The sequence below is a fragment of the Agrobacterium sp. 22117 genome (assembly GCF_052045735.1).
Classification (GTDB): domain Bacteria; phylum Pseudomonadota; class Alphaproteobacteria; order Rhizobiales; family Rhizobiaceae; genus Agrobacterium; species Agrobacterium cavarae.
Genome location: NZ_JBQEPP010000002.1, coordinates 1 through 13,951 on the forward strand (window position 1 = coordinate 1; position 13,951 = coordinate 13,951).

At 56.6% G+C, this 13,951-nt stretch carries 13 protein-coding genes, 1 tRNA gene and 2 rRNA genes; 9 read left to right on the plus strand and 7 right to left on the minus strand.

What is annotated here, in order from left to right; genetic code table 11:
* The 3 genes from ACTJKV_RS04355 to ACTJKV_RS04365 all read left to right on the plus strand — a co-directional run.
* Positions 1-2,591 (plus strand): 23S ribosomal RNA (locus ACTJKV_RS04355); the annotation flags it as partial.
* Positions 2,592-2,719: 128 nt separating this feature from the next.
* Positions 2,720-2,834, plus strand: a 5S ribosomal RNA gene (gene rrf, locus ACTJKV_RS04360).
* A gap of 201 nt (positions 2,835-3,035) precedes the next feature.
* Positions 3,036-3,112 (plus strand) — tRNA-Met (locus ACTJKV_RS04365).
* Positions 3,113-3,414: 302 nt separating this feature from the next.
* Here the strand turns inward: ACTJKV_RS04365 and ACTJKV_RS04370 are convergent.
* The 4 genes from ACTJKV_RS04370 to ACTJKV_RS04385 all read right to left on the minus strand — a co-directional run bounded on the left by ACTJKV_RS04370 (position 3,415) and on the right by ACTJKV_RS04385 (position 6,567).
* A complete protein-coding gene (locus ACTJKV_RS04370; RefSeq protein WP_274102955.1) occupies positions 3,415-3,771 on the minus strand; it encodes an immunity 8 family protein in 357 nt (118 codons plus the stop codon).
* A 307-nt stretch (positions 3,772-4,078) separates the two neighbouring features.
* A complete protein-coding gene (locus tag ACTJKV_RS04375; protein ID WP_274102956.1) occupies positions 4,079-4,612 on the minus strand; it encodes a lipocalin family protein in 534 nt (177 codons plus the stop codon).
* Positions 4,613-4,936: 324 nt separating this feature from the next.
* Positions 4,937-5,494, minus strand: coding sequence for a DUF6030 family protein (locus ACTJKV_RS04380; RefSeq protein WP_274102957.1), 558 nt, complete (start codon positions 5,492-5,494; stop codon positions 4,937-4,939).
* A gap of 248 nt (positions 5,495-5,742) precedes the next feature.
* Complete coding sequence (locus ACTJKV_RS04385; protein WP_246666378.1) at positions 5,743-6,567, minus strand: MurR/RpiR family transcriptional regulator; 825 nt, start codon at positions 6,565-6,567, stop codon at positions 5,743-5,745.
* 270 nt (positions 6,568-6,837) lie between these two features.
* On the opposite strand from ACTJKV_RS04385, the gene ACTJKV_RS04390 reads away from it, so the two are divergent.
* Positions 6,838-7,593 carry a sulfate transporter family protein gene (locus tag ACTJKV_RS04390; RefSeq protein WP_440598486.1) on the plus strand — a complete coding sequence of 252 codons (756 nt, stop codon included), beginning with the start codon at positions 6,838-6,840 and terminating at the stop codon, positions 7,591-7,593.
* On the opposite strand, the gene nth is transcribed toward ACTJKV_RS04390, so the two are convergent.
* Positions 7,567-8,337 carry an endonuclease III gene (gene nth / locus ACTJKV_RS04395; protein WP_440598487.1) on the minus strand — a complete coding sequence of 257 codons (771 nt, stop codon included), beginning with the start codon at positions 8,335-8,337 and terminating at the stop codon, positions 7,567-7,569. The genes ACTJKV_RS04390 and nth overlap by 27 nt on opposite strands.
* Positions 8,338-8,381: 44 nt before the next feature.
* On the opposite strand from nth, the gene ACTJKV_RS04400 reads away from it, so the two are divergent.
* From ACTJKV_RS04400 to ACTJKV_RS04415, 4 genes are all read left to right on the plus strand, one after another.
* Positions 8,382-8,864 (plus strand): DUF2244 domain-containing protein, encoded by a 483-nt coding sequence (locus ACTJKV_RS04400; protein WP_440598488.1) that lies wholly within the window; start codon positions 8,382-8,384, stop codon positions 8,862-8,864.
* A 70-nt stretch (positions 8,865-8,934) separates the two neighbouring features.
* The gene (locus ACTJKV_RS04405; protein WP_274102961.1) at positions 8,935-9,807 is read left to right on the plus strand and encodes a bifunctional helix-turn-helix domain-containing protein/methylated-DNA--[protein]-cysteine S-methyltransferase; all 873 of its coding nucleotides are present in this window, start codon (positions 8,935-8,937) and stop codon (positions 9,805-9,807) included.
* Positions 9,808-9,877: 70 nt separating this feature from the next.
* Positions 9,878-10,114, plus strand: coding sequence for a CopG family ribbon-helix-helix protein (locus ACTJKV_RS04410; RefSeq protein ID WP_062598970.1), 237 nt, complete (start codon positions 9,878-9,880; stop codon positions 10,112-10,114).
* Positions 10,115-10,125: 11 nt separating this feature from the next.
* On the plus strand, positions 10,126-10,410 hold the full coding sequence (locus ACTJKV_RS04415) for a type II toxin-antitoxin system RelE/ParE family toxin (protein WP_337993155.1): 285 nt from the start codon (positions 10,126-10,128) through the stop codon (positions 10,408-10,410).
* A gap of 65 nt (positions 10,411-10,475) precedes the next feature.
* On the opposite strand, the gene ACTJKV_RS04420 is transcribed toward ACTJKV_RS04415, so the two are convergent.
* Both ACTJKV_RS04420 and ACTJKV_RS04425 read right to left on the minus strand, forming a co-directional pair.
* Positions 10,476-11,471: a sugar-binding transcriptional regulator gene (locus ACTJKV_RS04420; RefSeq protein WP_111850495.1), complete on the minus strand. Its 996-nt coding sequence runs from the start codon at positions 11,469-11,471 to the stop codon at positions 10,476-10,478.
* Positions 11,472-11,522: 51 nt separating this feature from the next.
* The gene (locus ACTJKV_RS04425) at positions 11,523-12,554 is read right to left on the minus strand and encodes a hypothetical protein (RefSeq protein WP_274102962.1); all 1,032 of its coding nucleotides are present in this window, start codon (positions 12,552-12,554) and stop codon (positions 11,523-11,525) included.
* A 236-nt stretch (positions 12,555-12,790) separates the two neighbouring features.
* Here ACTJKV_RS04425 and tal point away from each other — a divergent pair, with 236 nt between their 5' ends.
* Positions 12,791-13,750, plus strand: coding sequence for a transaldolase (gene tal, locus ACTJKV_RS04430; protein ID WP_274102963.1), 960 nt, complete (start codon positions 12,791-12,793; stop codon positions 13,748-13,750).
* Positions 13,751-13,951: the final 201 nt, after the last annotated feature.

Sequence of the window (13,951 nt, forward strand, 5' to 3'; positions counted from 1 at the left end):
CTGAATACATAGGGTGTAAGAAGCGAACGCAGGGAACTGAAACATCTAAGTACCTGCAGGAAAGGACATCAACCGAGACTCCGTAAGTAGTGGCGAGCGAACGCGGACCAGGCCAGTGGCAATGATGAATAAAGCGGAACGATTTGGAAAGGTCGGCCATAGCGGGTGATAGCCCCGTACGCGTAGAACAGTCATTGTCCTTGAGTAGGGCGGGACACGTGAAATCCTGTCTGAACATGGGGAGACCACTCTCCAAGCCTAAGTACTCGTGCATGACCGATAGCGAACAAGTACCGTGAGGGAAAGGTGAAAAGCACCCCGACGAGGGGAGTGAAATAGAACCTGAAACCGGATGCCTACAAACAGTCGGAGCCCGCAAGGGTGACGGCGTACCTTTTGTATAATGGGTCAACGACTTAGTGTAACGAGCAAGCTTAAGCCGGTAGGTGTAGGCGTAGCGAAAGCGAGTCTGAATAGGGCGTTCAGTTCGTTGCATTAGACCCGAAACCGAGTGATCTAGCCATGAGCAGGCTGAAGGTTGGGTAACACCAACTGGAGGGCCGAACCCATAACTGTTGCAATAGTTCGGGATGACTTGTGGCTAGGGGTGAAAGGCCAATCAAACTCGGAAATAGCTGGTTCTCCGCGAAATCTATTTAGGTAGAGCGTCGACCGAATACCCTCGGGGGTAGAGCACTGGATGGGCTATGGGGACTCACCGTCTTACTGATCCTAACCAAACTCCGAATACCGAGGAGTACTAGTCGGCAGACACACGGCGGGTGCTAACGTCCGTCGTGAAGAGGGCAACAACCCTGACCTCCAGCTAAGGTCCCCAAGTCATGGCTAAGTGGGAAAGGATGTGAGGATCCCAAAACAACCAGGATGTTGGCTTAGAAGCAGCCATCATTTAAAGAAAGCGTAACAGCTCACTGGTCTAAATAAGGGTCTTTGCGCCGAAAATGTAACGGGGCTAAAGCCATGCACCGAAGCTGAGGATACAACGTAAGTTGTGTGGTAGCGGAGCGTTCCGTAAGTCTGTGAAGGCGGACCCGTGAGGGCTGCTGGAGATATCGGAAGTGCGAATGTTGACATGAGTAACGATAAAGGGAGTGAGAGACTCCCTCGCCGAAAGACCAAGGGTTCCTGCTTAAAGTTAATCTGAGCAGGGTTAGCCGGCCCCTAAGACGAGGCGGACACGCGTAGTCGATGGGAACCACGTTAATATTCGTGGGCCTGGTGGTAGTGACGGATCTTGTGTGTTGTTCAACCTTATTGGATTGGTTGGGCGGCGAAGAGGTTCCAGGAAATAGCTCCACCGTATAGACCGTACCCGAAACCGACACAGGTGGTCAGGTAGAGTATACCAAGGCGCTTGAGAGAACTATGTTGAAGGAACTCGGCAAATTGCACGCGTAACTTCGGAAGAAGCGTGACCCTTTTGCACGCAAGTGTGATGGGGTGGCACAGACCAGGGGGTAGCGACTGTTTATCAAAAACACAGGGCTCTGCGAAGTAGCAATACGACGTATAGGGTCTGACGCCTGCCCGGTGCTGGAAGGTTAAAGGGAGAGGTGCAAGCTTTGAACTGAAGCCCCAGTAAACGGCGGCCGTAACTATAACGGTCCTAAGGTAGCGAAATTCCTTGTCGGGTAAGTTCCGACCTGCACGAATGGCGTAACGACTTCCCCGCTGTCTCCAACATAGACTCAGTGAAATTGAATTCCCCGTGAAGATGCGGGGTTCCTGCGGTCAGACGGAAAGACCCCGTGCACCTTTACTATAGCTTTACACTGGCATTCGCCAAGGCATGTGTAGGATAGGTGGTAGGCTTTGAAGCAGGGACGCCAGTTCCTGTGGAGCCATCCTTGAAATACCACCCTTATCTTCGTGGATGTCTAACCGCGGTCCGTTATCCGGATCCGGGACAGTGTATGGTGGGTAGTTTGACTGGGGCGGTCGCCTCCGAAAGAGTAACGGAGGCGCGCGATGGTTAGCTCAGACCGGTCGGAAATCGGTCGTCGAGTGCAATGGCATAAGCTAGCCTGACTGCGAGACTGACAAGTCGAGCAGAGACGAAAGTCGGTCATAGTGATCCGGTGGTCCCGTGTGGAAGGGCCATCGCTCAACGGATAAAAGGTACGCCGGGGATAACAGGCTGATGACCCCCAAGAGTCCATATCGACGGGGTTGTTTGGCACCTCGATGTCGACTCATCGCATCCTGGGGCTGGAGCAGGTCCCAAGGGTATGGCTGTTCGCCATTTAAAGCGGTACGTGAGTTGGGTTCAGAACGTCGTGAGACAGTTCGGTCCCTATCTGCCGTGGGTGTAGGAATATTGACAGGATCTGTCCCTAGTACGAGAGGACCGGGATGGACGTATCTCTGGTGGATCTGTTGTCCTGCCAAGGGCATAGCAGAGTAGCTATATACGGAATGGATAACCGCTGAAGGCATCTAAGCGGGAAACCAACCTGAAAACGAGTGTTCCCTATCAGAGCCGTGGAAGACGACCACGTCGATAGGACGGGTGTGGAAGTGCAGTAATGCATGAAGCTTACCGTTACTAATAGCTCGAGCGACTTCTTCGTTCCCATTGTTCATGCTCATCGAATAAAACTCGATCGCATCACGTGTTCATATCAAATAGAGCCAAAAGCTCTCCAGCTTCTCGATACAACAGCACATGCAAAAGCATGTGCCAGTTGCGTTTCGCCGACCTGGTGGTTATCGCGGGGCGGCTGCACCCGTTCCCATTCCGAACACGGCCGTGAAACGCCCCAGCGCCAATGGTACTCCGTCTTAAGACGCGGGAGAGTAGGTCGCTGCCAGGTCTGCTAAACGCAACTAATCTTCTCATTCACAAACATAACGGCCAAGGCCGATACCAAAGGCCGCACTCAAAGCGGCCTTTTGCAGTTCTAAAGCAATAACGCGGGGTGGAGCAGCCCACGCCGACCCGCAGAAGGCAAAAGCCTTCGAGGACCGGCAAAACAAAACAACCGGGCCTTTGCGCTGCGGTCGCTCATAATTAACGCGGGGTGGAGCAGCCCGGTAGCTCGTCAGGCTCATAACCTGAAGGCCGCAGGTTCAAATCCTGCCCCCGCAACCAAACATACGACGATCATCAAAAACCCCGCGGCTCAAAGCCGCGGGGTTTTGTCGTTTCTAGAGCAGAAATGCTTGCTTCACAGAGTTTGCAGAGTGAGATCGATCGCATCGTGTCGATCGGACCCATCAATGCGATGCTTGTTGAGTTATGCCTCGTGAGCGCTTTAAAGCTTGTGCAATTATTATAGTTCTCACGGCCCGCATTCTGGTGCGTCTGGGCTCATGAACGGCCGGGTCCGTAACTGCGCCAAACACGTAGATCGCATCGCGTTCTGGTAGCCAGGTCGGTGACACAGGTAACCTTCAATTCGCCCGGTAGTCTTCAAACTCCCAGTAACCGTATCGCCCGAGCTTGAGAGCAATATCCTGCCAGTCCGTCCCCATAGTTCTTTCACATAAAGCTGAAATAAGCTTGGAAACCGCCTGATAATCGTATTCGGCGACGATCAGCATGTGACGAGCAAAAATCGATCCGTCCGTTAATAGTTCTCTAGAAATCCATTTTGGCGTACAAACCTGAAACCCAAACACGTCGCCAGCATCCTCACCTTCAGGTCCTATAGTCGCCTGGACGTAGTAGCCGAAGTCGTCTTCTTCGTCCGGCCAATAGGTTTGCGGATCGATATCTGAGGTCATCAAGCTTTTTAGTTGAGCGCGCATCGTTAATCCGTGAAGTTCTAGTGCCGATTGTATGTCCGCTTATTCAACCGAACCCAAGGGCAAAATTTGCCTGAGTCCTTTAGATTAGTTGCGAATGTGCTGCCGGTCCATGACATCGCTTAAGATCGCGTTGCTGAAAGCGATGAATGAGGATTGGGGTTCGCCCTCATTGGATGCTTGGCGCTTGCGCCCGAATATGCAGCATGGCTTGGACGCCTATCGCTGCGGAAGCGGGGGAGTCACTCTCAGTCACCAGCACGTCGTCGGCATGGCGCGCGTATAGCTTGATTGCTAAGTTCTACCGACGTTAATGACGCGTCCAGCGCAGTCGCCCAACATCATAGCCTAACGATCGTGCTCTGTTCGCCAACATCTTCCGAGTCTGTTCCGAAGGCTTTGCCGTGCGGGTCAAAATCCATAAGTATCGGCCTGAAGGTTCACCCACAATCGACCAGGAGTAGTCGGCGGCGTGATCGAGGACCCAGTAGTCGCCATAGAACGGACCGAAGAAAGAGACTTTCAGTTTGGCGTTGCCGCTGTTGGGGACGATCTTGGCACGGCCTTCTACCGCCTTCTTGGCGCCATCAGGGCTGTCTTTGCGGCAGGTGTTGATGACCTTGATCATTCCATCGTCCCGCAGGGAATACTGAGCGGTTACGCCCTCGCAATCGGTTTCGAAAGAGTTCTCATAGCGGGCGAGTTCGAACCAGTTGCCGAGATATCGGTTTAGTTGAACGGTTTTCGTCGGTTGAGGAACTGATGTGTTGCCGACCGGGCCGACTGTGCTGCAGGCAGCAAGGAAGCCACTGGCGATGAGGGGGAGGAATGATCTGAGTTTCATCGGCGGTTAATGTGGTTGCGCACCAATAGTTCCCGTGGCGGGGGAGACTGTTCAGGTCATTTGCTGAACGTCAGCCTGCTGGTAACCTTATGTATCCAATTCCCAAAGGATGCGCGACTGAGATGAGACATCCGAGATCGAGGGGCGTTCCCGATCAGCGGCCGAAGGGCGACTCTTGGATTTGAATGAGCCACGTTGCTGAGACATACCCCTGCCTGGGCGAACTTGTACGGTTTGGCCCCCGAGCGGTCGTTCTTACCTCCAGGACCTTATCCATCCTATCGGCTGATTTGCCGATATTGTCATATGCCCTCCTGCAGCACGTTATTCAGCAATACCCTTAGAGAAGCCCGGCGAATTGGTGCCGAAGAGGTTGAAGCGGGATTTGTCCATGCCTTCCTGCTTGTATCTCACCTTGGCACCGGCAAGGGCGGACTCGAATTCCTGTCCGGCCGCGAGTTTTGCGGTGAGGTCCTTCATCGGGGTCCGGTCGCCGGTCAGCATATGGATGACGGACAAGGCCCTCTCGCTCAGGATTTGGCGGGAGAGGGGAGAACCGAAGTTGAGCTTCAGTCGAAAATAGGTCCACCGACCATCCTTGTTGCCGCGGATCTGGATGAAGAGCGAAGGGGTGCGTCCCGTCTCTGGAAATTCCAGCAAGGAGTTACATTCCCAATCCCCGTTGGGCATCTGGGTGAAGGTGGGGGCTGCTTTTTGCGATAGATCCGCAAGCGCCTTGCAGCGAGTGGCGTCAAAATTTCGGACCGGAATTCGGCCCGCCTTTGCCACGATCTGCTGGAGTGGAGCGGGCTCCGTCACGCGCGCGGTTCGGGTATCGTCCATCGTTATGCCGACAAAGGATAAGAGGGCGACGACGAGCATTCTCAAAGGCTCCGATTGAAGGGGTGTGCGGCGGAAGGTGGCTGAGCGGACCGAGACTGCGACCGTTCAAGCTGGTCGCACTCTTTCAGCTACGCTTCCTGCGCTTTCGCTCCAAGTTTCGTCGCATGCCTTTGTCAAAAAACCAACAGGAGTTTGACGAACAGGCTCCACTCTCGCCTGATCCATCCCGATCAGGGGCTGATTGGCAGGTTCAACCAACGACAATAGGCCTTTTCACGCCAGCGCCATCACCCGTGATGGAGGGCTCGCTGCAAATCGCCGATGCGTTTGACGCGTTGTCTGCGGTTCGAGCCGTCATTGTATGAGAGGGACTGGAGCATGAACTCGGTCATGGCGACGAGCTGGAGCATGCTGTCACTGCCGTTCTGGTTCAGCGGGATTGTCAGGCAGATGTCGGCGCTTTCTGGACCCCACTCATAGAAGCGGGTGGTGATGAGGACCGTTTTGTATCCGCCGCGTTTTGCCATCTTGGCAAGGCGCTGAAGGGCGGGGAGATTGCCGCCGCAGTCGATCAGGATCAGGAGCGTGCTGTCCGGCTCTTCATCCATCAGTTCGATATAGGTCGAGCCGTCGCTTTGCAGATAGTGGACCCGCTCGCGACATTCGAGCAGCTTCATATAGAAGTAGCGGCACAGGCCGAAGCTTTCCGCCGATGAGGCGATAAAGACGTTCCGGCTGTCCTGAATGGCATCGAGTGCGGTCTTCCACACGGACTGACCGGCGAGATCGTAAACGGCCTGTACGGCCTGGATCTGTTGCATCATCAGACCCGAAAGCGGGGTCTGCCGTGGCTCCTGGCTCTCGGCTTGAACGGCCGGTGATGCGGTGACGCGCTCCCGCAGATGTTCGCGAATGTCGCTCAGCTGCCGGTAGCCGAGAGATCGAAGAAACCGGCCAACCGTCATCGGGCTCAAACCCAGCTTTTCTGCCAGCGTCGCAGCCGTCTCGAAGGGAAGCTCGTTCATATGCTCCATGAGATATTTCGCGATGCGCCGCTCCGCCGGCGTGCCGGACTTCATCAACCGGGACAGATCGATCAGTAGCTTTTCCAATAACGCCTCGTTACGTTTCTATCGGACGACGATACAGAGCTTGGCAGGTGGCTGGTGGTCGCACGTGCTTCGCGACACACTGTACCCGCTTCGAGGGCAGAATACTATTTCTTCCCCGTTGTTTTTCATAGTTTAGGCATGGCTGCTATTCAAGCAAAAGATGATAGCTCACCACCATTTGCGAAAGGCCCGATCGACGGCGTTCTTGTGGAAGAAATACAGCCGCCTTATCTGTGCACCGCAGGTAACGTTCAGAAGAGGAATGGTGGTTTGATTCTTGATGCAGCAAAACGCGCCTTTGAGAACCTGTTTGCTTCGCAGACGCGTTCCGTCTTCTGGAAGGTTCTCGGTCTTACCATTCTTGTTTTGATCGGTCTGTGGTTCGCGATCCGCAGCCTGTTCATCTGGCTTGCTTTGCCATGGCTCGATTCGCTTGTGCCCGGCATGCCGGATTGGGCCGGTTGGATGAGCGTTGTTCTGGCCATTCTTGCCGGCATCGGGTTAGCGCTGGCGCTGGCACTCTTGATATCACCGGTCACGGCGGTGATTGCCGGCCTGTTTCTCGACGATGTGGCGGAGGTGATCGAGAAACAGGATTATGCCGGGGAGCCTGCCGGCCGCGCCATGCCGCTTGGTGAAGCGGTGTTGTCTTCGATCAAGTTTTTCGGCGTGGTCATTCTTGGCAATGCCATCGCACTTCTCCTGCTTCTGGTGCCGGGCGTAAACCTCATCGCCTTCTTCATGGTCAATGGTTATCTTTTGGGGCGGGAGTTCTTCGAATTTGCGGCCATGCGCTTCCGCACGCCAGAGGAGGCGCGGGCCTTTCGCTCGAAACACGCATCGACCGTGTTCATGGCGGGCCTGGTGATCGCAGCGTTTCTGGCGGTGCCCTTCCTCAACCTGCTGACGCCGCTCTTTGCCGCATCCTTCATGGTGCATCTGCACAAGTCGATCAGCCGGAAAGACCCATCCTTCGTGCTGCAATCGACCGCTCCCCGCTCAGGCACCAACCACCTGGGGCGGTAGCTCGACCAACGGGGCAGGAATGTCCCAGGTCTTTTCCGGCGACTTGCAGATGTCGGCAATGATACAGCGTTCGCATTCCGGCTTGCGGGCCTTGCAGCAATAGCGCCCATGCAGGATCAGCCAGTGGTGAGCGTGGAAGAGATAGGGTTCGGGAATGATCCTGACCAGCCGGTCTTCCACCTGGTCCGGGGTCTTGCCCGGTGCCAACAGGATGCGGTTGGCGATGCGAAAGACATGGGTGTCGACGGCCAGCGTCGGGATGCCGAACGCCATGGACATGACCACGTTGGCGGTCTTGCGGCCCACACCGGGCAGCATCATCAGCTCTTGGCGGGTTTTTGGCACCTCGCCACCAAAATTGTCGATCAGCATCTGCGACAGCGCGATGACGTTCTTGGCCTTGTTGCGATAAAGCCCAATGGTCTTGATGTAATCGATCAGCCGCTCTTCTCCGAGCGCCAGCATCTTTTGTGGCGTATCGGCAATTTCAAACAGCGCTCTCGTTGCCCGGTTGACGCCGACATCGGTGGCCTGGGCGGACAGTGCGACGGCCACGACGAGCGTGAAAGGATTGGAATGTTCCAGCTCGCCCTTCGGCTCCGGCCGCTGGATGGAAAAACGGCGGAAGATCTCGTTCAGCTCGTCTTGCGAGTAGGCGGTCTTCACGCGCTTTTGCCTGGGCTTCGCCGTCGAAATTGACTTTTTTGCTGTTTGGGTGCTGGATCGTTTCTTGTCGATTGTCATAACGGATCTACATGCGCGTTGATCAGCCGTATCGAGGAAGGCAGATGGAAATGCTCAACGATCAGCCGGTTTTTTCTGCCGAACTCATTCCCTATCGCTCGCTGGGGCGCAAGGGGTTTCGTGTCCTGCTCTTGATCTGCGCGCTCGTCGCAGTCCTCTATGGCGGCTTCTTCCTCGTCACCGGCGCGTGGCCGATCGGCTTCTTTCTGGGGCTCGATTTCCTGCTTCTCTACATTGCCTTTCGTGCAAACTATCGTGCCGCCAAGGTCAAGGAGCAGGTGGTGGTGTCTCGCACCAACCTCTCCATCCGTAAATTTTCGCAGAAGGGCGAGGTGGTTGAACATCGGTTCAACCCGTTCTGGGCGAGGTTTCGGGTGCGCCGTCACGAGGAATTCGGCATTCTTTCCATGCATGTGTCAGGCGAAGGCCGAGTGACGGATATCGGCACCTTCCTCAACCCGGATGATCGAGAAAGCTTTGCCACGGCATTTCGCAATGCGCTGGCGACGGTGAAGCTCAAAATCTGATAGGTCTTGGCAAGAAACGGGTGGAGGCAGACGTCAGGTCGTGGTCTTCTGATCGCCAAGGAGACATGCCATGAATGCCAATATCATGCTGAAGGAAGATATCACGCCCGTCGGCGCCGACTACGAGACGGTGCGCCAGGTGATCGAGATACTGACGGTGGATTACCGCGACCAGCCGTCGCTGGAGGAGATTGCCGCCAGGCTGAACCAGTCCCCCACCCAGTTGCAGAAGACCTTTACGCGCTGGGCTGGATTGTCGCCTAAAGCCTTTTTGCAGGCCGTAACGCTGGATCACGCCAAACGCCTTCTGCGCGAGGAAAATCTACCGCTTCTGGAAACGGCGATCGAAGTCGGCATGTCGGGCCCGAGCCGCCTTCACGATCTCTTCGTCACCCATGAGGCCATGTCGCCCGGCGAGTGGAAGGTGAAGGGCAGCGGACTGCAGATCCGCTACGGCTTTCACCCGTCGCCATTCGGTCTGGCGCTGGTGATGATCACCGATCGTGGGCTGGCCGGCTGCGCCTTTGCCGATGCGGGTGAGGAGACGGAATGTTTCGAGGATATGGCGCGGCGCTGGCCGAACGCCATCTATGTGGAAGACAGCGCCGCGACAGCACCCTATGCCGAGCGGATTTTTGACCCTAGCCGCTGGAACAGCGACCAGCCGCTGCGCGTCGTGCTGCTGGGCACGGATTTCCAGGTGCGCGTCTGGCAAAGCCTGTTGAAGATCCCGATGGGCAAGGCCGTTACCTATTCGCATGTGGCGCAGGATATCGGCCAGCCGACGGCGTCTCGCGCCGTGGGGGCGGCGATCGGCGCCAACCCCATCTCTTTCGTCGTTCCCTGCCACCGTGCGCTTGGCAAGAGCGGCGCGCTGACCGGCTATCACTGGGGCATTACCCGCAAGCGAGCGATGCTGGGCTGGGAAACGGGGCGGGTTTGATCGCGGCTTTTGCCATGCTGTCGTGGATGTGCGATAACGCAGGGTGACGAGAACATCGATCGAGACAGAGATGAAAAGCACTATTCAGCTTCCGGACGATATCGACAAGCGTATCGAAAAGGTCTCTGCACAAACGAATCTAACACGCAGCCAGATCGTAGAGGAAGCGCTGTCTTTTGGACGGTCTCTTGCATGGCAGGAGCAGTGGGTTGCGGGTGTCAAAGCTGGGCTTGCCGAGGCGGACCGTGATGAGTTCGCGTCTGATGAAGAGATTGCCGCCGTTCTGAGCCGATACGATCAGGCCTGAACGTGATAGAGGTGGTTTGGACGAAACGTTATCTTCGTGAACTCTCGGAGATTGCTGATTATCTCGCCGAGCGAAATCCTGGCGCCGCTGCCCGCATTGTTCGAGACATTCACAGCAAAACCAAAACATTGCTCTCAAGCAATCCGTTTATCGGTCGACCCGGAGAGATCGACGATACGCGAGAGCTGGTTCTTCCTACATCAGGTTACATCGTTGCCTATCGTGTTCGCGACGAGAGGGTCGAGGTCCTTTTCGTACAGCATGGCGCAAAGGAATGGCCGCGGGACATCAGCTAGAAAGCTGTCACTTTGGAGCGTCCTTTGATCTACACATCGTGCTTTCCGAAAATCGAGTCCGATTTTCATGCCGATGCTGTAGCGTCTCCCGAACTCAACTCCATCAGTGCCCGCGCTGCCGCCTCGTCGGTGATCAGCGTGTTGCAGCCGATGCGTTTGATGGTGGCGCGGATGGCGGTGGCGCGGTGGGCGCCGCCGGAGGCGAGAACGATGTGTTTGGCCTTTTTCAGCGTATCGAGATCGATCGACATGGCGTGATTGTTGATCGGGTGATCGACGGAGCGGCCTTCGGCATCGATGAAGTTGAACATGGTGTCGCAGACGCAGCCCGCCGCGACCAGCTCATCGAGCGTCTGTTTGGAAATGAAACCTTCCGACAGCGATGTGGAGTGCGGACCGATATCGCCGCAGCTGACGATGGCGAGATCGAGATTTTCGGCAAGCGCATAAAGCGTGCTCAGCCCGCATTTTTCGATCAGCGCCCGCTTGGTTTCGATGGAATCAACCAGGAGCGGGGCGAGAAACATGTAGCATTCCGCTCCGAGCGCGCTTGCCAGCCGCCAAGTGTAATCGAGCGGGTTGGTCTGGTGGACGGCAACAATGCCGCCGAGCAGCGAGACGACCTTGCAGTTTTCGCGCCGCGGCGGGCGGAAGCTGGAGAGCGAAGCGGTCATGGTGCGGCCCCAGCCGACACCGATGGTGGCGTTGTCCGGCACGACTTCGGAGAGGAACTGGCCAAGCGCAAGACCCACGCCCTTGGCGATATCTCCTACCTTATCCGAACCCGTGGGAATGATCACCGCCTCGTCCAGGCCATAGGCCTTTTCCAGATCGATCGAAAGCGCGACGAAATCCTCGATGCCCTCATTGATCCAGATCTGCACGTCGGAGCGCTTCATCGCCTCATCGAGCAGGCGGATGACGGTGGAGCGGCTGATGCCGAGTTTTTCGGCGACATCCTTCTGCGTCATGCCCTGATTGTAATAGAGCCACGCGGCGCGAAGCCTCAGAGAGGGCGCTTCGGAAAAGGCCGTATGGGTTTCTCTACGCAGTTTTGCCACTGTCTTTTGCCGTATCCTGGTCTGAGTATGCTTGAAAGAGGAGCCTGTCGCTCAAGGGTGCCGGGGTTGAAGGAGAGACTTTAGGGAAAGGCGCGTTTGATCGCTGCATTTTTCCGCCTGACGCATTGCCAAGCGGAGAGTTACCTTCTGCTTGTCCGGCATGACGGGATATGCCGTTTCGAAAAGCCCGGTCAGCGGCGCCAAACGGGCGTCGCACCAACTTGCTTCCATGCCGTCCAAGGCCAGCGCCTCCAGGCTGCCCACAATGACCAGGCCAATGTTCGAATAGACCTGATCACGACCTGCCGCCGCCTTTCGATTGCTCGAGAGCTCGGGCATTTCTGAAAACATTTTCTTGGTGATTGTGACCGCTGCACGACTGGACCAGAGTGTGGCGTCCAGACAGGCGCCAAGCTCCCTCATATTGTCGGTGATTGTCTTCTGCGATCTCGCCGTGGCAGGATCTTCGTAGATATTCATGACGACGATGAGCGCGCGTGTGTAGCCCACCACCGTCTTGTACTCATGGGGGGAGAGTTCATCCAGCTTTTCCGCTTCACCTGGATTGCAAAGTGTATCGAGGATTTTCGAAACTGCTGGATTTGTGGGCTTCATGGCCTCCCGGGAGTGGCGATTGCGGTCGGCGAAAGCCTGCAGGCGTTGTGCGGCGTCCTGCATCTCCTGCAATCGCTTTTCTGACGGTGCGTTCGGTGAAACGCCATCCACCGCTTGCGATGGCACTGGCGCAAAATTGAACCTGACTTCACCTTGGATACCCATGGCGGCCAGTTGCGGTTGGCAGCGCAGGACTGCTCTCATCGCCGCATTGGCGAAGGCCTGATCGATCGCCCCACTGCCCTTTTCAATGATGACGGGCGTTTTATCGAGCGAGCCGTCAGCTTCAAATGTCGCGGCAATAACCACCGCACCGGTTGCCCCCGGCGGCGGGGTGAAACATGCCTCCACTGCGCGCTGAAACTCGGACGGGCTGACGGCCTTTTGCGTCTCCGCCTGCGCTGTCTGGAAGACAAAAGCGGCTGAGGCCATGGCTGCAAAGATCATGTAAAGTCGTTTGGCTATCATGTTTGCATCCAAATTCGTTCCATCACCCCGACGTTAGGCAGCGCATTGGCTTGATCCGGCAGTATTGCAGACATGAAACTTATGTCAATTGCGATGGGCAAATGTCTTGACTTCCTCCCGTAAGCTGCGCGATACTCCCCGCGAACACAGTTCCCTTGTCGCCGTCTGTACGCTCACCCGTGCGGAACGAAATTCGATAGCGATGGTTTCCGAGACATTCACAAGGATTACACGGCATGACTTCCAAGCTTGATCAACTTCGCGCCATCACCACCGTGGTTGCCGATACCGGTGACATCGAGGCGGTGGCCCGTCTGAAGCCGGTGGATTGCACCACCAACCCTTCCATCGTCCTGAAGGCGCTCGGCACGCCTGCCTTTGCCGATACGGTGAAGGAAGCGGTGGCCTGGGGTCGCAAGCAGGGCGGTGCTTCCGAAGGCGTGATTGCCGCGGTTGCCGACCGTCTGGCGATCTCCGTCGGTGCAGCCCTTGTCGATCTCGTGCCCGGTCGCATCTCGACCGAAGTGGACGCCGACCTCTCCTTCGATACGAAGGCTTCGATCGACAAGGCGCACAGCATCATTGCCGCCTACAAGGAGCGCGGCATTGAGCGCGAGCGCATCCTCATCAAGCTGGCCTCCACCTGGGAAGGCATCAAGGCGGCGGAAGTGCTGCAGGCGGAAGGCATCGACTGCAATCTGACGCTTCTCTTCTCGCAGGCCCAGGCGATTGCCTGCGCCGAAGCGAAGGCTTTCCTCATCTCGCCCTTCGTCGGTCGTATTCTCGACTGGTACAAGAAGTCGACCGGTGAGACCTACACCGCCGAGACCGATCCGGGTGTGCTTTCGGTGCGCCAGATCTACAATTACTACAAGGCCAACGGCATCTCGACCGTCGTCATGGGCGCGTCCTTCCGTAATGTCGGCGAAATCGAAGCGCTGGCCGGTTGCGACCGCCTGACGATCAGCCCCGCACTTCTGGAAGAGCTGGACAAGGACACCGGCACGCTGGAGCGCAAGCTGTCTCCTGATCACGCCAAGGCAGAGCCGCTTCAGTCGCTGGACGAAAAGTCCTTCCGCTGGCAGCTCAACGAAGACGCCATGGCGACGGAAAAGCTGTCCGAAGGCATCCGCCTGTTTGCCAAGGATCTGGTGTCGCTGCGCGAGATCGTCAGAAAGGAACTTGCTGCCGCCTGACGAAAAACGACCGGGAACCGATTTCGCGTCCGGTCGTTTTATTATCATAAGATCTCCAGTCTTGAAGCGCGGCTGTTCCCCCTGGCAGTCGCGCTTTTTCTTTGCGTGTTTGGCGTGGGCTGCTGTGACAGCTGGGCGAGCCAGCACTGCACTTGCCGCAACGGGTTGTGACGGTCAGCATTGGAGCCGTCGAGTGGCGGG